We start from the raw sequence: 18,773 nt of genomic DNA, 5'->3' as shown, positions 1-18,773 counted from the left end.
TTATGAGGGAAAATTGACATCCTCCCTCCGCTAATTCGGAGTACCGAATATAGCGGGGGATTCCAAAGATTGCTCTTTGGGCTTCCTCTTTCCACGAGTTGATTTGCTTGAAGGAATTTCTTCACTTCCTGTATTGACCAGTCTCTCCAGAGGCGTTAATTCCGACATGACCTGTCGTACTCAATGCTTTTTCTAATATGTTTCGTGCCGCGTTCCAATCCCTGTCTTGAGTGTGTCCACAATGAGGACAAACATGAGTTCTAGTGCTAAGGGTCTTTTTGACAACTTGACCACAGTTAGAGCAATTTTGGCTGGTGTAGTGGGGTGGGACTGCGACAGTTATCACGCCAAACACCTTGCCGAAATACTCAACCCACTCACGAAACAGCGACCAGGAAGCGTCACTAATTGATTTAGCCAAGCGATGATTCTTGACCATATTACGCACCTGCAAATCCTCATACGCCACAAGGTCGCTAGACCTCACCACGCACCTTGCTGTCTTTACAGCAAAATCTTTACGCTGGCGACTTACTTTGAGGTGTTTACGTGCAAGTTTATTTCTCAACTTGGCTCTATTGTTGGAACCCTTTTTAGTCTTAGACATCCGGCGTTGCAATCGCTTCAAAGACTTCTCACTCTTGCGAAGATGTCTAGGATTTGCAACTGTCTCTCCATTGCTATCGGTGTAGAAGTGGGTCAACCCCACATCTACACCGATAGTTTTACCCGTTGGTTCTCGCCTTTCCACTCGTTCATGGTCGATACAAAACTGGGCATAATACCCATCAGCACGACGCACTACCCGCACTCGTTTAATCTGCTTGAGTTGATAGAAGTGCAGGTCACGGGTTCCCCAAAGCTTAAAGGTTCCCGCCTTAAATCCGTCAGAAAAAGTTATATATCTGCGGTCGTCAGAAAGTTGCCACCCGCTAGTTTTGTATTCTACAGAACCATGTGTAGCAAGTTTTTTAAACTGAGGATACCCCTTTTTCCCTGGCTTACTCTTTTTGCAGTTGTCAAAAAAGCGAGCAATGGCAGACCATGCCCTTTCTGCACTGGCTTGACGAGCCATCGAGTTAAGCTTTCCTGCCCAAGCAAATTCTTTGCCCAAGACAGCACAATACGCACTCAACTCATAGCGCCCCATGCCCCGATTGTCCATCCAGTATCTCAGGCAGGAATTACGCACGAAAAGAGCAGTACGAATAGCTTCATCAAGCTTCTCGTACTGCTCTTTCAATCCCTCAAGTTTTGCCTCAAATACCAACATGGTTACGTTGCTTTGCTTGACGTAACTATCCTAGCACAAATCCTGTCCGCAATTCATCTCCCGACATAGCTGAGTACAGCTATGTCGGGAGATGAATTGCGGTTGATGGTAACTAATTTATCTGGGTAAACTAAATGTTACTTGGGATGAGTGGGATTGGGGACTGGTGTTTGGTGATTGGGAAAACCATTATAGGTTGATTTATGCCCACCTACTTATCCATTAACTTGTGCGATCGCACTATCATCCCAACCTACTAACAAACTGTTCCACAGAATCCACTGTCAGCGCCACTTCTACTAAATCTTCCAGTTGATTGATATTAAGCGTCTGCAAGGGTTGTTCTATCTCTGGCGGTACTGTGCCAAAGCGAGTTTTTAGTAAACGTAATAACTGTCGCAATGCTCCTTGCTGTTGTGCTGCGGCTAATTGTTGTTCTGCCGTTTCTGCCCGTTGTTGTGCTGATTCTGCCTGTTGTTGTGCGGTTTCAGCTTAGTTCTTCTGGTAGTAAAACTAGATTGCCTGCTTGGTCATAAAACCGCAACCATACCGCCGTTTCTCGGTCGATTGTGCCTTCCCAAGTTCCCAGCCATAACTCTAAACGCTGACACCATAACCAGCCTTGCTCATTTTGTGACAAACGCTGATACTTTTGATTTGTATCTAAGAGCCTATCCGAAAAATAATTGAATGGCGATCGCACGACCACAATAGGAAAGTTATGAAGGAAATAAAGGCAGTTAGTTAGTAAGAATCTATTACCTCGATAGCTCTTTGAAGTGCTTCTATTTCATCTCGCCACTGCTCAATCAAGGAATTGTTAGCTCTTGTGTGTTTTTTCGATTCTTTGAGCATGGCAATTCGCTTCATAGAGAGTGCTGTAGAAAGAGCGGATGCTGCGATCGCTTTGGTCTGAGCATCAAGCAGGGATATTTGTTCCTTATTGTCTGTGACAGGGCTACTTAAGGAAATATTATGTCCTTCATCAAGTAGTTTAGCTATCTGTAAAATCTGCTCTGCTAGCGCGATCGGCACACGAATAGTCTTGGTTGCTCCATGCTTCCAAGTAGGTTTCCAACTGGTACTTCTGAGTCCACCTTTGGGCATTTTTCCTTTCCAATTGACTGTAACACTGCCAAAAACCTAGTTATATTGCCTGTAACATGGCTATGAGTAGGAGTCAACTCAACAGTGGAAATAGTTTTCGAGCGATGATTAGGGTTGCAGCCAATTGTACAAACCCTAAATAGCAGTCGGCGTTTTTATCCCAACGGATTAGCAAACGCCGAAAGCGATTGAACCAAAAATGTCCCACTTCAACTACCCAGCGTCGAGGTGGGTGCCGATTTGGATCATTTGGTGGTGGTACAGGTTGAGTGGTATCGGGAATGTGAGCAATGTACCCATTGCTTTGAGCTTGAGTACGGCACTGCTCATAGTCATAGCCCCGATCAAGACATAAATGTTGCTCTGCCTGTTGCGGTGATGGTCGTTCAATCACGATCGCGTCTAACAACTCAGCTAACTTTTTCATATCATGGCGATTTGCCCCGCTCAAAACCACTGCGCTCATGTACTCCTTTCCCTTCTGTTAACAAGTGGCGCTTACAACCACACTTGCCTCTGTCAGTAGGATTGCGACCCGTTGCCTCGGTTTCACCTTCCACTCCTACCTTACCCAAAGGAGCTTTGACAATACATCCATCTGCGGCTTGCCACTCCCAATCAATACCGATTACTTGATCGTACTGTTGTAATAAAGTCGCCCAAACTTTTTCTAGGCATCCATATTCTAACCATTCTCTGTAACGATCATAGGCTGTCGATTTTGGCCCATATTCTGCTGGTAATGCACACCATTGGCTACCAGTACGCGCTAGATAAATTAGACCATTAAAAATACGTCGATCATCAGCCCTTGGAGAACCAGGTTTTTTGCGAGGTTTCGGAATTTTTAATAAGGGTGCAATTTGTTGCCACAGTGCATCGCTAACAAACCAAATAGTCGGTGGTTCCTTGGTTTTATGTGTTTCTGACCTCGACATTTCCAAATCCGATCATGTTTTAACTTACCTCTCTACTATATAGCCTTGACACAGGCAAGTGAAGGGAAGAATTCCCGACTGTTGTTTTTTTACCCTTTTTCATGCCCTATATAGCCATGACACGGGCAATCTCTTCTGGCTTTCAGCTTGAAATTGTTAGGAATGCGGTTGCACGATCGCACTGAAATTATTTTTCGGATAGGCTCTTAAAGGAGATTAAGCTTTTGCTGATTGATAGCTTGCGTCAATTGGCTACACGTTAATTTCTGCGGCTATACAAATCCCCTCCCCATACACCAACTTAGTTGGTATAGCCTGTGTAAGTAAATCTCTCTTGTGTAGCCACACCATCTACGGGTGTTGGTGATGGTGTTGGAAGATGTGATTACCAGGCTTAAGTATGATTTAAATGCTGTTTGCAATATTGTGACAACAGCAGATATAGCACTTGCATAGGCGCTTAAGACAAATCTTGTTGAACCTGTATTGCATTAGATATAGAGGAATTTGCTCGATCAAATCTTGGTTAACATCTACGTAATTTGCGTTTATTGGCTAACATCTGCGATAAATACACCAAACTGTGCTTGAGAGCAAGAAATAAAATGTTCTAACGATTCTAGCGGTTGGTATAGATCGAAAGCTATAACTGAAGAAAAGGAAGTGCAGAAAAAGATGCGTATGGTTCAGCAGATTAGGGAATCACTCGCCAAAGGAAATGAATCCTGAATAAAACCAAAAAATCAGTTGTTGTTAAAAAATTTAACCGCAATAGTGCTCAAGCTATGTTTTACACAAAAAAATGAAGAGGCATCAATGAAAATGACCTTATATTGGCAAAGTAATTGTCACCGTAGTTTCTTGGTTGAAAATACTATTGATTTTTAATTCGCCCCTGTACAATTCAGCCAATCGCTTTGAAATTATTAAACCTAATCCTGAACCTTCTTGAGCATAAATTTTGCGATCAAATTGCATATAAGCCCCTAATTGATTTATTTGCTCAATTGTCAAGCCTCTACCTAAATTTCTTATTTCTATAATTAATTCATTGTGATTAACTGTGCTTTTTATATAAACTGGCGTGCCTTTTGGCGAATACTTAAAGGCATTATCAGTTGTTTCTTCAATAATTTTATTTAGATCGGCTTCTGAAATTCGTACTGGAGAGTCTATAATCTCTAGTTTTAAATCCGATTCTCTACAAGTTTGTGCAGCTTTATTAGTGGCGACATCAATTATGATAGCAGCAGAAAAATCTGTACTATTTTTTATCAATGAAGCCACTTTTTGAGAATCGTTAGCAATCATTTCTATTTCTGCGTACAATAAAAAGTTTTGAATTAAATAATCTAAGCGTTTTGCAGAGTTGTATATGTCAGTTGCTATTTCATTTATTTCACTTGCATCCATTGATTCGCTGGATAACATCATCATTTCTGATAAACCAAGGATTCCATTTAAAGGGGTTTTTAGTTCATGTGGTAATGATAAAGTAATACTATTGCGTAATTGAGCTAGACTATTTTCAGATTGCTGTTTTAATTTTTTTGTTTTTGTAGCTGAGTATTTATTACCTTTAGGATTTCAGCCCTAGTAAATGGTTTATTAAGATAATCGCTTGCGCCTAGCTCCATTCCTTGTCTAAGATCTTCTTTAGCAGCTTTAGCGGTTAAAAATACAAATGGTATAGTTGCGGTGTTATCATCTTGACGTAAGGTTTTTAAGACACCATAACCATCTAACTCTGGCATCATTACGTCGCAAATAATTAAGTCAGGAGTTTCCTCTTTGGCAAGTTTTACCCCTATAGAACCGTTCTCAGCACCAATTGCTTGGAAATCTTCTAATTCTAATAGTTTAATTAAATTTTCGCGAACTGATTCTTCGTCTTCAATTACTAAAATTTTGCTCATTAATGGAAACCTTAATATGTAAAGAAATATTGATTTTAGAGGTAGTACCTACTTCAACTTCACTAATAAAGTTAATGCTGCCTTGATGTAAATCTACCATTTTTTTGTTAATAGTCTAATATTATAAGTAAAAATCATAAACTAATCTTATATTTAGTTTCTGATATCAGCAGATTAGTGAACTTATTTCAATATTTCTATCCTCCCGTTTATTTAAAATAAGTAGTTTTAAAATAAAGGCATTACCCTACCCCCCCAGCCCCCTCCCCTTACTAAGGGTAGGGGGGGATTTTTAGTATTTCTTTGTACTCCCTGGGTTGAGAAAATCATTGCATGGTTAAAATTGGTAGGTTTTGCCTTTGTTGGGCTAGTTCTGCTGCTAATGCGATCGCTACTTTCATACTATTAGAATTAGCTATACCTTGACCTGCAATGTCAAATGCTGTGCCATGATCCGGTGATGTGCGAATGAAGGGTAAGCCGATGGAGGTGTTGATTGCTTGGTCAAATGCCATTAGTTTAACTGGAATTAAACCTTGATCGTGGTAAAGAGCAAGATAAGCATCGGCAGTATTTTGAATTGTAGGTTTTTTGGGTTCTAAAATATTGCCGTACCAAGCTTGAGCAGGTTTTACCCACATGGTATCGGGTGGGATGAAGCCATCTAGTTGTAAATTAGGGTAGTGATCGCGTTCTTTCTCTAACCAGGGAATTAACCAGTCGATTTCTTCGCGTCCTAGTTGTCCTTGTTCACCGCTATGAGGATTTAAACCTGCGATCGCAATTTTAGGAGTTTTTAAACCAAAATCTTGCTCTAAGCACTCTACTAATAAATCTAGTTTCAAACTCATTAACTCTGGGGTGAGTGTATCTGCAACTGCACGTAAGGGAATATGAGTGGTAGCGAGTAAGGTACGGAGTGTCCAGCCAGTATAAGGCGATCGCGCGACGAATAACATCCCGAACTTGGTAACGTGCGATCGCATTGCTAATAGTTCAGTTTGACCAGGATAATCATATCCTGCTGCCTTCCATGCAGATTTAGCAATGGGTGCGGTGACTATAGCTTGAAATTTACCTTCTAGGGTACGTGCGATCGCAGTTTCTAAATAAGCAAAACTCGCTTCCCCACTAGCTGCATTACCGCTACCCATTATGATCTGGCTTTCTATTGACCGATCTAATGGCACATCAAGAATTGTTAACTTAGCAGGGTCGATCAATAAATCAGAATTTTGATGATTTTGCCGTTGCAAATGCAGATAAGTTTCTTGCAACAGTGATTTACTACCAACTACTGTAATATCTAGATTTTGCGTTATTTGCGGGTCTGCTAAGGCTTTCAAAACTACTTCTGTACCAATACCCGCAGGATCTCCTAGTGTCACAGCTAAACGGCTACGCTTTTGACTGTTATCAAGTTTTGTATCAGTGTTTGTAAATAAAGTTTGACTTATATTCATTTTTACTTTGCCTAAGCTGTTCTAAAATACTGCTTGCAGTCACAACTAATGCTAGTAGTCTATCTCTTGTCCAGGCTGGAAGTATTTCTAAATCTGGACAATAGGCTTAATATTGGCTTTACAATGATGTGCCAGTTTTTCTTTATTAGCGATCAGGAGGGTTTAACCAATGGCAGGTGAGATTTTTAATGCAGCAATTTTGTCCTCAACTTTGATTTTAGTCGGCTTAGGCTTAGGCTTTTTGTTACTTAAAATCCAAGGCGGCGAGGAATAATCTTTTAGCTATCTCCTTTGATGGGTATGTAGAGACGTTGCAAGCAGCGTCTCTACATTGTTTTTACAGCACAAAGTATTGAAATGTAGTACACCCCTCCCCAACCCTCCCCTTATCAAGGGGAGGGAGCAATGCAATGGTAATGCGCCTGGAATTTCTGGGGACTTCCCCTGAGCATTTGTTAAGTTTCTTATAGATCGTTCATAAAAGTCTGATAATATCTTAGAGAAAGTTTAAGATTCGTTACTTTATCATTGATGACTTTATTAATCGTTGGTGCTACTGGTACTTTAGGAAGACAAATAGCGCGTAAAGCTTTGGATGAAGGCTATCAAGTCCGTTGCTTAGTACGGAGTCCTAGAAAGGCTGCTTTTTTAAAAGAATGGGGTGCGGAGTTAGTACAGGGTAATATTTGTAAACCGGAAACTTTGCCACCAGCCCTTGAGGGTGTTACAGCTATTATTGATGCTGCTACTGCAAGAGCTACAGACTCACTTAGTATTAAACAGGTAGACTGGGACGGTAAAGTTGCACTGATTCAAGCTGCTGTAGCAGCAGGGGTTAAACGGTATATTTTCTTCTCAATTCTGGATGCTGAGAAGTATACCCATGTACCGCTAATGGAAATCAAGCGGTGTACAGAACTTTTCTTAGCTGAATCAGGATTAAATTACACAATTTTACGTCCTTGTGGCTTTTTGCAAGGGTTAATTGGTCAATATGCAATTCCTATATTAGATAATCAAGCTGTTTGGGTAACTGGTGATACCTCACCAATGGCTTATATGGATACCCAAGATGTTGCTAAATTTGCTGTACGTGCTTTATCTGTTCCAGAAACGGAAAAGCAGACTTTTCCCGTTGTAGGTACTCGTGCTTGGGGTGCTTATGAAATTATCCGCTTATGTGAGCGTCAGTCTGGGCGAGAGGCTAAGGTGACACGCTTACCTTTGGGTGTATTGCGTACTGTGCGGGGAATAACGCGGTTTTTTGAGTGGGGATGGAATATTGCTGATAGGTTATCTTTTGCTGAAGTTATAGCTACTGGGAAACCGTTGGATGCGCCGATGGATGATGTTTATCGCGTGTTTGGGATAGATCCAAAAGAAACTACTACTTTAGAGGCTTACTTGCAAGAGTATTTTGGTAGAATTTTGAAGAAGCTGAAAGAATTGGATACGGAAAAAGCTAAAAAGAAGAAGTCAAAAAGAAAGCTGACTTTTTAAATCTTTACAGATAGAGATAAGTATTTAGCAACTGAAAGCGTGGTATTCTGGCGAAATTGGGTGAAGTTTAAAGCAAACTTCTGTTGTTCCCTTAATCAGGTGTTTGGCAGATCAAGTAGCTATTAGCTTCACTAAAATTGCATAGCACTCTAAGTTGCTGCACTGACTAATTTTTGTCGGTGTGTAGGTTTTGGCTACCAAGCACAGGTAAAATGTGAAATTATCAACTTCACAGCCAATAGCGCATTTTTGACCTTTAAATCTTCAAGCGGACTAGAAGCGTGCCGAAAGCAGGCATTATCTATAACGATGTTAAACCAATAGCTTGTCGAATCGCTACGGAGTTGCGAGACAAGCTGAAATCCTGTGGTTGGGATGTTTGTATGGCTACGGGAGAGGGGGGGATTTTAGGTTATTCTCAACCTGATCGTCCAGTTTGCCATACAGCGATTGAATCTTTGGCTCCTCCAGGTTTTGATGCGGACATGAGTTTCGCGATCGTTTTAGGAGGGGATGGGACGGTGTTGGCGGCTTTCCGTCAGGTAGCGCCTTGTGGAATTCCTCTGTTGACGGTGAATACTGGTCACATGGGTTTTCTGACGGAAGTTTATCTCAATGAGTTGTCAAAAGCGATCGCAAGTGTTGTTGCTGGTGAGTATGAAGTAGAAGAACGGGCAATGCTTTCGGTGAAGCTAGTTCGTGATGATTATATGCTGTGGGAAGCATTATGTCTTAATGAAATGGTGATTCATCGGGAACCGTTGACGAGTATGTGCCATTTTGAGGTGGTGGTGGGTCGCCATGCGATGGTGGATATTGCGGCAGATGGGATAATTGTGTCAACGCCAACGGGTTCGACGGCTTATTCTTTGAGTGCTGGAGGTCCAGTTGTAGCGCCTGGTGTAGCTGCTTTACAGTTGGTTCCTATTTGTCCACATTCTTTGGCTTCTCGCGCTTTGGTGTTTGCGGATACTGAACCTGTAACTATTTATCCAGCTATTACTAATCGTTTGGTGATGGTGGTTGATGGGAATGCAGGGTGTTATGTGTTGCCAGAAGATCAGGTACATTTAGAGCGATCGCGCTATAATGCTCGGTTTATTAGGTTACAATCGCCGGAGTTTTTCAAGATTTTACGGGAAAAGTTAGGTTGGGGTTTGCCTCATATTGCCAAGCCTACTTCTGTAGAGTTGCCGTAGGAACCCCACCCCCTGCCCCCTCCCCTTAATAAGGGGAGGGGGTTTTTTGATATGCAGTTGGTTTTTATTAGACTTTTTGCATAAGTTAATTTTTAGATAATTAACCACAGATGCACACAGATAAACACAGATGAAATAACTGATTTTTGCAAGTACAGGACTTACGCACCATTAACGTTAAAATAAGCGTTTCAGCCGTTGCAGATTCCCCTAAATCCCCCTTAAAAAGGGGGACTTGCGTAAGTCCTAAAGTAGTCTATTGTGCTGGTTCAGCTTTTGCTTTGAAATACCAGTAGAGGTTAGCAACTGTTAAGTCTGGTATGGGTTCCCAATTGGAGGGCGCTAAGGCTTTGTAACCAGTAGATATAGCTTGTTGACTAATGTAGGATTCATGCTTTTGGCGTAATTCAGGTTGGATTAAAAATTTAAGTTGATCGCGTAAGGATATAAAATGAGATTTTTCTTTCAAGTTGTCGTAAATCAGTTGTTCTGGTGGTTGCTCTAAGGTATTTATATCTGTAGTATTATTTTTGTTAGTAGGGACTTCTGAACTGCTAAAGTCAGCACTATTAAGCTGTTTTAATTCATCTGGTGGTAGTGAACCAATCCAATCAGCTTGATTTTCCCATGTTTGCAACATAGCTAGATCATGAGTTTGAATGCGGGTAATTTCGGGAAAGAGAAAATCTAATTCGTCTGAAGATTCACAACGCTCAACGACGGTAAGGCTATCTTGACGAATTTTATCTTGTAAATGAGCAAGGCGATCGCTCACAGCAGCAGGTTGATTTTGCAATTGATAAGTTAGCGTCATAGTTTGTTCAATTGCCCAAGCGCATTCTACCCTGCGTAAGTGTCCAGCAGCGCAAGTTTGTTCTAGTAAATGAGGATTATTATAGTCTGCTAAAGCATTGGCTAACAATAGCTGTGCATTACCTAAAGTTATGTTTCTGGTACTTATATCTTCAATTAACAAAGCAGTTTTCATCAGTCTCAGTGCTTCTTGAAACTTACCGTATGCTTGGATGAGAACTAATTTATGCGCCTCAAATTTAATATCTTTGCCAACCTCATCAATCCGCGTAATAATATCGTTACCTTGATCTTTTAAAGCTACTTTCAGATCAATAAATCCTTGGTTGACTTCTAGACGCAATTGCTCTACTTCTTTTCTTAGTTTTAAAGTGTGGTAAAGATTAACGGCTGATAATACAACCCCCACCGCTACACCTACTCCTATCACGGCAGTAGTTGCTTGTAAAACGCCTACACTGTTTTGTAAACCTTGTAAAGCAGCTTGAATAGTGTCTAGTCTTTTATAAGTAGCTTGAAAACCTCGGTGAGTTTGCACCATTTGCAATCCACCTACTACTGGTGATAAAAGATTGCTTGGAATATTGTATATAGGCGGATATTTGATAATAGTACCGATAGCATGACCGACAAAGCGACCATCCAAACCTCTAACTACGCTTAAGGGTACTCCTGTAGATGAAATAACTTGCTTATATATACCTGAAGCAATACCAGCCTAAATGTCAGGAGGAAAAACAAAAAACATTAGTTTACGCCTTGATTGTGTAATATACAGAATTTTTTATACTATTATCAACTTTATTGACTAAGTAGTAAATCACTAATATGAACGAATATCTTAAAGCCTTCCAATCTATTAGTAGTGCAACCGATAACTTATTGGAGAATGAGTATATATCCTTAGAAATTAAAAAATCTGCAACAAACCTACTAGAATCTGTCCAGCCATGTTTTCGAGAGTTAATACAATCTGCTAATAACCTTAACTCTTTTATTCAAGTTAGCTCAAGTCACCTAGACTATGCAGATAAGCTGTGGAGTAGCAAACCTCAAATTGCTGAAGCACCAAAAGAGGAAATTTGGCAGCAAATTGGCGATCGCACACCTTCCTAAAATCTTTGAGTAATAATACTTAGGTATACGCTTGAGTAGCTGTATTAGTTATAACTGATGGAAGTACTTGAGCAACCAAAAAGCGATCGCTTACTCAATAAGGGAGTAGATCTATGATTGTTCTTGACCAGAATCCCTGTATATTGCTGGTAGAAAATGATGAAGCTTTAGCTCAACGAGTCAGTCTAGACTTAACAGAAGCAGGTTTTACACCAGTTATCGCGTCTGATGCTGTGATCGGTTTTCATCAAGTTAGTGAACTTCAACCTGCAATGATAGTTGTCGATCGCGCATTATCAGGCGAATCTGGCTTAAAATTGTGTACTCAAATCAGAAATACAGGCAGCAGAGTCCCTATGCTATTATTAATGGCTCGTGATTCTGTAGAAGATCGAGAAGCTTGTTTAAATGCTGGTGCTGATGATTATTTCCTGAAACCTTATCGGACAGAAGCTTTTTTACAACTAATCCGCCTCTACCTCAAGCCAGAAGAAGGAAGTACTGAACAATTACGCTTTGGGGAACTGATTTTAGATCTTAGTACCCGTAGAGCAATGCGTAATAACCGCATGATTGACCTGACAATGAAAGAGTATGAGTTGTTAAAATTCTTAATGTCTCATCCTCGTGAAGTTTTAACCCGCGAACAAATCTTAGAAAATGTTTGGGGATATGACTTTATCGGCGAGTCAAATGTGATCGAAGTATATATCCGCTACCTGCGCCTGAAAATTGAAGTGGAAGGCGAAAAGCGTTTAATTCAAACAGTGCGTGGTGTTGGCTATGTTTTGCGGGAGAGTTAGAGTCTATGATTCATAGTTCTTTTAAAAGGTTTTAACCGCAGATAAACGCAGATAAACGCAGATATTTTCTGGGATTAATTATTTGGAAAGATAGGCTCTTAGTAACTAGGAACTAATTTTTAGGGGAATAGTCAATGATTCGACGATGATAGGTTAGAATCAATACCCACTAGATATAAAGGAACAAGAGTGAATCGTCCGATCAAGGTCTTAGTAACAATATTGGGGATTATGCTGTTGGGATGTTCTGCACCAAGTTCATCTCAACCAAATCAGACAACTACTGAACAGCTACCCTCACCTTCACCTGTGTCATCAACACCAAACCAAGGTCAAAAATTACCATTTTCAGCTACAGCAGTTATAGCAGGTAAAACAATTAAGTTAGAAGTTGCTCAAACGCAAGAGCAACAAGCAATTGGTTTAATGTATCGGACATCTTTACCAGATGACCAAGGTATGCTATTTAATTTTAATCCGCCACAACCTGTGGCTTTTTGGATGAAGAATACCCTGATCCCCTTAGATATGGTATTTTTGCGAAATGGAGTAGTGCAAGCGATCGCTATTAATGCGCTTCCTTGCAAAAGCGATCCTTGTCCTAACTATCCTTCAAGTAAAACTATCGACCAAGTAATTGAACTGCGGGGAGGACTGGCTGCGGAATTAGGGTTGAAGGCAGGCGATCGCGTTACTATTCGAGCAATACGCAATTAATCAGTTGTAAGATGAATACTTCCTGATTGAAGGTAGGCGATCGCATTACTCTTCAAGGAATATCTACTAAGGAAGATCCATCTAATTAAGATCAGCAATCATTTGTTGTATTATTAAGTTTTTCCCAAAAAATCCAGTAGTCCTTCGTAAGACAGAGTTACTACAGAAATAGTTAATTTATTGTTAATTTTAATCGGATTTTGGTCTAAACAATAATACTGTTGATCAATACCGCTTTTGGGAAAATTTTCCCTAGTGTTAAGGAGTATTAAGCTCTGATCTGAGCGCCAACTGTTAACTTTTAGTTTGAGAAATAATTTAAATTGGCTGGGTGGAAAAATCAAATAAATCTTAACTTAATACAAATTGCCCAACTTTAAGTAAGATAGATAAGCCAAGCGGGGGTAAATGGTCTGATTGACGGCTGAATTGCCTGTAATAAGTATCTAAGAAAGCGCAAACTGGATTTTTTCACACAAAACAGCGATCGCGCCCCATTAACTGCTCGAAAAGCATAGTTATAAAGATCTCTTAAAGCGAGTGATTTCAAACACACCTGCCAGGGGGATTTGCCAGCGAAAATTAGATTAAGGTTCGCTTAACAGTGGACAACTAACAAACTGGCTACTGAGGACTTACTAGCCCTGGGTTTCATTACAAAATTAAGTTAATTAAAGGTGGTGACAAACATGATGCAATCTGCAAGCTATTCTAAATTGGTGCGATTTTTACAGGAAGATTTACATATATCTTCATCTTCGATGGCGATCGCCTTTAAATATATAGAACAAGATCCTGGACCTTTACCGATGATTCTGTGGCGGTATGGTTTAGTCACGCTGGAGCAATTAGACCGAATTTACGATTGGATGGAAACAGCTTAATAGTTAATCTATCTGCGAGGGAAAGCATTGTATGTCCGAGGAATTGGACGAAATCAAATTGACTAGCTCTCTAAGTAAAGACAAAGGAGGGGTTTTGGTTCAAAATTTCTTTAGGGATAGCAAGCGGGTGATTTACTAACCCGCTTTTTTAATGGCTATACAGCTTACCAAGTTACGCGATCGCTCAATTTTTGCATTAAACTTGAACCAACTCCTGATATTTGGTCTAAATCTTCTAAAGAAGTAAAAGGTTTTTGTTGACGCGCCTCAATAATTCTTTCAGCCAGTTTCTTTCCAACTCCAGGCAAAGCTTCTAATTCTTCCAAACTAGCAGTATTTAAGTTAATTTTTTGAACGCTTGTTGCTGGCGTAGTTGTAGCAGTAGGAGTGCTAGATCCCATGTTATCAATACTTTCTTTGGGTTGGGGAGATGGTTGCGCTGCTTTCTCGCTCTCCTGGGTTGTAGATTTTAAACTAGATGCGATCGCTAATTGGGGACATTGTTGTTGCTGTGCTTTAATTTTTTGCTGTACTGACACTGGTACGCCTTTAACAGCAGTGCTATAAAGTCGTTCAAACTCACGCTCAAAATGAGCAGCAACAGTACCACTATTAATTACTAACAAAGTTTCATCATTACCAGTGTTGGCAGCTTCCGACCAATTATGTGACCCAGTAATCACAATTTGCTGGTCTACAACTGCAAATTTATGATGCAGTAAATCGCCTTGTGCTAACTGAGGTATACCCACTGTATTTATAGGAGATTGCCAAGGATAATTATTTGCTTCATACTGGCACTTATCACTTAAAGCTACACCCATCATATCTAGCCCTTCACTATAGCTCCGATAGGCAAATTGTGGCTCAATTAATGCGCGGATTTTTACACCTCGTTTCTGATCAATTTCTAAAATATTGGCAATAAGCTGATCTGAAAAAACAAACAATGCCATATCTACTGTTTGCAGAGATTGACCCACAGTTTCACCAATTAAACCATTGGTTGTTTCGTTCCAAGGTATAGTTTTAGCAGTAGGGGAAAATCCCACAGTAACGGTAGTAATTCCGACTTTAACCTGCTGGGCTGGGCGAAATAGTTTGTTAACGCCAAACTTACTATCTGGTTGAACTCCTGCCCCATCACCCCACATTAAGTTAAATTCTTGGGTAAACAGAGATGCTAATTTCTCACTGTTTATTTTAACTAAATTGTTAGCATTACCTTGACTATTAGGATTAGTAAAGTCGCCGTGAATGTCGCTAGTTGTAAAATTAGCTGAAGTGACAATCAAAGTTTGCCCATCTACAACTACAAACTTATGGTGCATTAAGTTGCTACCTTTAGAACCATCAGCCGTATCATCAATCATGGGGATACCTGCATTTTGCAGCATCACTAAGGCATCCCTTTGATTAATTTCATCTGAGCTTATCTGACCATCATTGTTACGGTCTACAAGCTTTTTAAATTCTTGGTAACGCTGTTGTTCTCGCTGTGGAAATTGTGCTAATTCATTTGTACTAAATGAACTCCAAGGACGGCTATAAGTATTTTCTAAAATTATCCTTACCTTGACTCCAGCTTGATGTTTATCAACCAGTGCTTGGGCAATTTTAGGTAATCTTAATTCTTGAACTGCCACATCTACAGTAGATTTAGCATTGGCGATCGCATCGACAATTATTTGCTCTAAATCATCCCCTGTACGTTTCTGCTGACGGTAAGCCTCTGTATAGCCTGATGCTTCTGAATGGTTAAAGTAAACTTGAACTAACGGATCTTGAGGTAATGGCTTGAGGCGGTAGTTTTGGGACTGCACTGCTTTACAAGCATTAACAGTCAACGCCAGCAATAAAGCACAACACAAACGGATTTTGACAGAATTAAATAGAAACACCTTGTTGAGAGCAGGTAAATAAACTAAGTACTTTGCAGCAAAAGCAAGTATTTTTCTGTTCATTAGCTTAATTGCTATATCAGCACCAAGGCAAGTTAATTTTTATCAATAAAATGATCAGTGTTTGCCAAAGTCATTTAATGATTTTTCTAATCACCAGTCCTCAATCCCCAGTCCCAGAAAATCGCAGGTAACGTTTAATTTCACCCACATACTTATAATGACTATCAAAAATCAGGTTTAATATAAATACGATCAAGCTGCAAGCAAATAGAGTTCCCGTCTAATCAATATTCTCACGTCAGGCGCGATCGCCCATGAAGTAAGAGTATAGTCTGCGTGCAGGTCTGAGCATAAATTTAGGTTTTATGTCAAGAAGAAAAAAGCTCTTTCCCTGTGGTCATAGAGGATATGGTCAGACCTGCCATCGCTGTCTTCAAAAAAGCTTAGTATTGCAACAAAAACAACAGCAAAAAAAGCAGTGGGAGCAAACTTTCGCCCAAGATCCAATTGATTTAACTAATCTACCCACTCATGTAGTATTAAAAGCACGTTCGATTATTAGTGCATTACAAGAGCAAAAAAGCTATCGAGAATTTGGGGGGAAACGCTTGCGCCATAACCGCTTGGTTGTCAGCATTCCTGTAACACGCAACTATCGAATGCTCTGCCATGACTGCGGTAATTTTCTAGTACCCAAAGAAGTATTGTCACATGAAGACTACAACATTTGTAAACCAGGCAGTTAACAATTAAGCTGTTGTGTATTTAAATTGTATGTTTTAAAGGGGGAGGAGGGAGGAGGGAGGAGAGAGGAGGGAAGCAAGAGGGTTTGATAACTTTCTTGCGAGTTAAAAATGTCTAATTTAAATGCGCCTTAGCTTAACAATTAACAATTAACAATGAATAAACTTAGAGCCACTACATATAAATGCAAATTGGTATAGTATAACTATGCAAGTTTACCTAGATTATAGCGCCACCACTCCACCTAGACCAGAGGTAGTTGCAGCAATGCAACAAGCTCTAACTCAACAGTGGGGCAACCCTTCGAGTTTACATGAGTGGGGGCAACGAGCATCAATATTAGTGGAACGGGCAAGACTACAGGTAGCTGGATTGCTCAACGCGCCCGATCCAGAATCAATTATTTTTACTTCTGGTGGTACAGAAGCGGACAACCTGGCAATTATGGGAATTGCCAGAAAGTACGTCGTACCCCAACATCTAATTATTTCTACTGTGGAACACTCAGCCGTATCAGAATCAGTGCGGTTACTGGAAGAATCGGGTTGGGAAGTAACTCGTTTACCCGTAGATGTTTGGGGAAGGGTGAGCGAAACTGATTTAAAAAATGCTTTGCAACCAAATACAGCATTGGTTTCAATTATTTACGGTCAAAGTGAAGTTGGAACCTTACAACCCATTGCAAGTTTAGGTAAAATTGCCCGCGATCGCGGAGTGCTTTTTCATACTGATGCTGTGCAGGTAGCAGGAAAAATGCCGATAGATGTGCAACAGTTACCTGTAGATATGCTTTCTATTTCTAGCCACAAATTTTATGGTTCTCAAGGTGCTGGGGCGCTGTATGTGCGACCTGGAATAGAGTTAGTACCGTTGTTAGCTGGCGGTGGACAAGAAATGCAAACCCGATCTGGTACTCAAGCTGTCCCTGCGATCGCCGGATTTGGAGTAGCTGCCCAATTAGCTGCCCAAGAAATGGAATTAGAGATGCACCGTTTAATTAAATTGCGCGATCGCTTATTTGATCAACTAGCTAATAACCCTAACTTAAAGCCTACCGGACACCCAACCCAGAGATTACCTCATCATGTTAGTTTCTGCATTACTGATGCTGGTGAACAACTGACAGGTAAAACCTTAGTGCGACAACTAAACCTTGCTGGCATTGCTATTAGTGCTGGCGCTGCTTGCAACAGTGGTAAACTTAGCCCTAGTAAAGTTTTATTAGAAATGGGCTATAGCGATCGCGAAGCTTTGGGAGCAATTCGTCTTACACTAGGGCGTGACACTACTGAAGCAGATATAGATTGGGTAACAATGGTTATTCAGCAAATCTTGGCAAGATTACTACCAGCTTTAGTTTTGCGCTGAATATAATGCTTCCTCAATATTCATTAGTTATTCCTATATATAACGAGCAAGAAACAATTTTAGAACTGTACCGTCGAGTCAGTGCTGTGATGGATCGCCTCGATGGTACAGTTGAATTAGTTTTAATCAATGATGGTAGTCGTGACCAATCTTTAAAATTAATTCGGGAAATACATCAACAGGATCAGCGAGTTTGTTATTTAAGTTTTGCTCGTAACTTTGGTCACCAAATTGCGGTCACGGCTGGCTTAAATTTTGCTCGTGGTCAAACAGTAATTGTATTAGATGCAGATTTACAAGATCCGCCAGAGTTAATCCCAGATATGGTGGAAAAATGGCGACAAGGTTATCAAGTAGTTTACGCTCAAAGAACTCAACGCCATAAAGAAACTTGGTTTAAACGCTTTACTGCTTATACTTTTTATCGCATTCTCAAGAATTTAGCAGACGTTGAAATTCCCACCGATACTGGGGATTTTTGTTTAATGGATCGCCAAGTAGTTGATGTGTTAAATTCCATGCCAGAGCGCAACCGCTATATTAGAGGATTACGAGCATGGGTTGGCTTTCAACAAACCGCCATTGGTTTTGAGCGAGATCCTCGTTTTGCTGGCGATGTTAAATATAGTTTTCATAAATCTTTAGCTTTAGCAGTTAATGGTATTGTATCTTTCTCAAAAGTACCATTAAGGCTTTCAACTTATATCGGTTTGCTATCAGCAGTTATAGCAATAATTATGGCTTTATTAGTCATATATTGGCGTTTTTTTGCTGGTAGTTCGACTTTAACTGGATATGCAGCACTGATTGTGGCGGTCTTTTTTATTGGAGCAGTGCAATTAGTCAGTATTGGCATCTTAGGTGAGTATATCGGGCGGATATATGAAGAAATAAAAGGCAGACCATTGTATACCTTGGCAGAGGTAGCAGGGTTTGACAACAAAAGTCAGCAGTCAGCCATCAGCAGTCCGCCGTTAGCGTCTAATGATTCCTGAATGCCTTTATTACTGATAATTGATAATTGATAA

Annotated in this window: 15 protein-coding genes and 3 pseudogenes; 10 read left to right on the top strand and 8 right to left on the bottom strand. The window is 40.3% G+C overall.

Going from position 1 to position 18,773, the window contains the following annotated elements:
• Positions 1 to 30 precede the first annotated feature (30 nt).
• From CRI9333_RS13330 to pdxA, 6 genes and pseudogenes are all read right to left on the bottom strand, one after another.
• Positions 31 to 1,273: pseudogene (locus tag CRI9333_RS13330) on the bottom strand (RNA-guided endonuclease InsQ/TnpB family protein).
• Positions 1,274 to 1,516: 243 nt separating this feature from the next.
• Positions 1,517 to 1,940, bottom strand: a pseudogene (locus CRI9333_RS26215) (DUF4351 domain-containing protein); the annotation flags it as partial.
• 77 nt (positions 1,941 to 2,017) lie between these two features.
• A complete protein-coding gene (locus CRI9333_RS13320) occupies positions 2,018 to 2,380 on the bottom strand; it encodes a hypothetical protein (protein ID WP_015201419.1) in 363 nt (120 codons plus the stop codon).
• Positions 2,381 to 2,453: 73 nt separating this feature from the next.
• Positions 2,454 to 3,318, bottom strand: a protein-coding gene (locus CRI9333_RS25735; protein WP_157462322.1) for an IS5 family transposase whose coding sequence is annotated in 2 segments (ribosomal slippage) — positions 2,454 to 2,846 and positions 2,848 to 3,318 — 864 coding nt in all. Because the reading frame shifts where the segments join, the coding sequence is not laid out codon by codon here.
• 828 nt (positions 3,319 to 4,146) lie between these two features.
• Positions 4,147 to 5,234: pseudogene (locus CRI9333_RS27390) on the bottom strand (hybrid sensor histidine kinase/response regulator).
• Positions 5,235 to 5,560: 326 nt separating this feature from the next.
• A complete protein-coding gene (pdxA, locus tag CRI9333_RS13305; RefSeq protein WP_015203687.1) occupies positions 5,561 to 6,697 on the bottom strand; it encodes a 4-hydroxythreonine-4-phosphate dehydrogenase PdxA in 1,137 nt (378 codons plus the stop codon).
• A 169-nt stretch (positions 6,698 to 6,866) separates the two neighbouring features.
• On the opposite strand from pdxA, the gene petM reads away from it, so the two are divergent.
• The 3 genes from petM (at position 6,867) to CRI9333_RS13290 (ending at position 9,396) form a co-directional block, all read left to right on the top strand.
• Positions 6,867 to 6,971: a cytochrome b6-f complex subunit PetM gene (petM, locus tag CRI9333_RS13300; protein ID WP_015203686.1), complete on the top strand. Its 105-nt coding sequence runs from the start codon at positions 6,867 to 6,869 to the stop codon at positions 6,969 to 6,971.
• 257 nt (positions 6,972 to 7,228) lie between these two features.
• Positions 7,229 to 8,197 (top strand): SDR family oxidoreductase, encoded by a 969-nt coding sequence (locus tag CRI9333_RS13295; protein ID WP_015203685.1) that lies wholly within the window; start codon positions 7,229 to 7,231, stop codon positions 8,195 to 8,197.
• A gap of 281 nt (positions 8,198 to 8,478) precedes the next feature.
• Positions 8,479 to 9,396: an NAD(+) kinase gene (locus CRI9333_RS13290; RefSeq protein ID WP_015203684.1), complete on the top strand. Its 918-nt coding sequence runs from the start codon at positions 8,479 to 8,481 to the stop codon at positions 9,394 to 9,396.
• A 256-nt stretch (positions 9,397 to 9,652) separates the two neighbouring features.
• Here CRI9333_RS13290 and CRI9333_RS13285 read toward each other — a convergent pair whose 3' ends face one another.
• Positions 9,653 to 10,855: a hypothetical protein gene (locus CRI9333_RS13285; protein ID WP_015203683.1), complete on the bottom strand. Its 1,203-nt coding sequence runs from the start codon at positions 10,853 to 10,855 to the stop codon at positions 9,653 to 9,655.
• Positions 10,856 to 11,037: 182 nt separating this feature from the next.
• On the opposite strand from CRI9333_RS13285, the gene CRI9333_RS13280 reads away from it, so the two are divergent.
• The 4 genes from CRI9333_RS13280 to CRI9333_RS13260 all read left to right on the top strand — a co-directional run bounded on the left by CRI9333_RS13280 (position 11,038) and on the right by CRI9333_RS13260 (position 13,729).
• Positions 11,038 to 11,325 (top strand): hypothetical protein, encoded by a 288-nt coding sequence (locus tag CRI9333_RS13280; protein WP_015203682.1) that lies wholly within the window; start codon positions 11,038 to 11,040, stop codon positions 11,323 to 11,325.
• Positions 11,326 to 11,438: 113 nt separating this feature from the next.
• Positions 11,439 to 12,128 carry a response regulator transcription factor NblR gene (gene nblR / locus CRI9333_RS13275; protein WP_015203681.1) on the top strand — a complete coding sequence of 230 codons (690 nt, stop codon included), beginning with the start codon at positions 11,439 to 11,441 and terminating at the stop codon, positions 12,126 to 12,128.
• 189 nt (positions 12,129 to 12,317) lie between these two features.
• On the top strand, positions 12,318 to 12,845 hold the full coding sequence (locus tag CRI9333_RS13270) for a DUF192 domain-containing protein (RefSeq protein WP_015203680.1): 528 nt from the start codon (positions 12,318 to 12,320) through the stop codon (positions 12,843 to 12,845).
• Positions 12,846 to 13,534: 689 nt separating this feature from the next.
• Entirely contained in the window at positions 13,535 to 13,729 is a 195-nt protein-coding gene (locus CRI9333_RS13260) for a DUF2949 domain-containing protein (protein WP_015203679.1), read from the top strand.
• A gap of 164 nt (positions 13,730 to 13,893) precedes the next feature.
• On the opposite strand, the gene CRI9333_RS13255 is transcribed toward CRI9333_RS13260, so the two are convergent.
• Positions 13,894 to 15,693: a DUF655 domain-containing protein gene (locus tag CRI9333_RS13255; protein ID WP_015203678.1), complete on the bottom strand. Its 1,800-nt coding sequence runs from the start codon at positions 15,691 to 15,693 to the stop codon at positions 13,894 to 13,896.
• 305 nt (positions 15,694 to 15,998) lie between these two features.
• On the opposite strand from CRI9333_RS13255, the gene CRI9333_RS13250 reads away from it, so the two are divergent.
• The 3 genes from CRI9333_RS13250 (at position 15,999) to CRI9333_RS13240 (ending at position 18,740) form a co-directional block, all read left to right on the top strand.
• Positions 15,999 to 16,379, top strand: a complete 381-nt coding sequence (locus tag CRI9333_RS13250) for a DUF7682 family zinc-binding protein (protein WP_015203677.1) — start codon at positions 15,999 to 16,001, stop codon at positions 16,377 to 16,379.
• A 205-nt stretch (positions 16,380 to 16,584) separates the two neighbouring features.
• Positions 16,585 to 17,745: a cysteine desulfurase family protein gene (locus CRI9333_RS13245; RefSeq protein WP_015203676.1), complete on the top strand. Its 1,161-nt coding sequence runs from the start codon at positions 16,585 to 16,587 to the stop codon at positions 17,743 to 17,745.
• Positions 17,746 to 17,750: 5 nt separating this feature from the next.
• Complete coding sequence (locus CRI9333_RS13240; protein WP_015203675.1) at positions 17,751 to 18,740, top strand: glycosyltransferase family 2 protein; 990 nt, start codon at positions 17,751 to 17,753, stop codon at positions 18,738 to 18,740.
• Positions 18,741 to 18,773 lie beyond the last annotated feature (33 nt).

Source organism: Crinalium epipsammum PCC 9333, assembly GCF_000317495.1.
GTDB classification, from domain to species: Bacteria; Cyanobacteriota; Cyanobacteriia; order Cyanobacteriales; family PCC-9333; genus Crinalium; species Crinalium epipsammum.
Note: the sequence above shows the minus strand (reverse complement) of the source record. Positions and strands in the feature narration are given on the sequence as shown.

Bases quoted from the DNA above. Each gene is read 5' to 3' on its own strand.
- CRI9333_RS13320 (WP_015201419.1), bottom strand. From the start codon at position 2,380: ATGCCCAAAGGTGGACTCAGAAGTACCAGTTGGAAACCTACTTGGAAG.
- pdxA (WP_015203687.1), bottom strand. From the start codon at position 6,697: ATGAATATAAGTCAAACTTTATTTACAAACACTGATACAAAACTTGAT.
- petM (WP_015203686.1), top strand. From the start codon at position 6,867: ATGGCAGGTGAGATTTTTAATGCAGCAATTTTGTCCTCAACTTTGATT.
- CRI9333_RS13295 (WP_015203685.1), top strand. From the start codon at position 7,229: ATGACTTTATTAATCGTTGGTGCTACTGGTACTTTAGGAAGACAAATA.
- CRI9333_RS13280 (WP_015203682.1), top strand. From the start codon at position 11,038: ATGAACGAATATCTTAAAGCCTTCCAATCTATTAGTAGTGCAACCGAT.
- nblR (WP_015203681.1), top strand. From the start codon at position 11,439: ATGATTGTTCTTGACCAGAATCCCTGTATATTGCTGGTAGAAAATGAT.
- CRI9333_RS13260 (WP_015203679.1), top strand. From the start codon at position 13,535: ATGATGCAATCTGCAAGCTATTCTAAATTGGTGCGATTTTTACAGGAA.
- CRI9333_RS13255 (WP_015203678.1), bottom strand. From the start codon at position 15,693: ATGAACAGAAAAATACTTGCTTTTGCTGCAAAGTACTTAGTTTATTTA.
- CRI9333_RS13250 (WP_015203677.1), top strand. From the start codon at position 15,999: ATGTCAAGAAGAAAAAAGCTCTTTCCCTGTGGTCATAGAGGATATGGT.
- CRI9333_RS13245 (WP_015203676.1), top strand. From the start codon at position 16,585: ATGCAAGTTTACCTAGATTATAGCGCCACCACTCCACCTAGACCAGAG.
- CRI9333_RS13240 (WP_015203675.1), top strand. From the start codon at position 17,751: ATGCTTCCTCAATATTCATTAGTTATTCCTATATATAACGAGCAAGAA.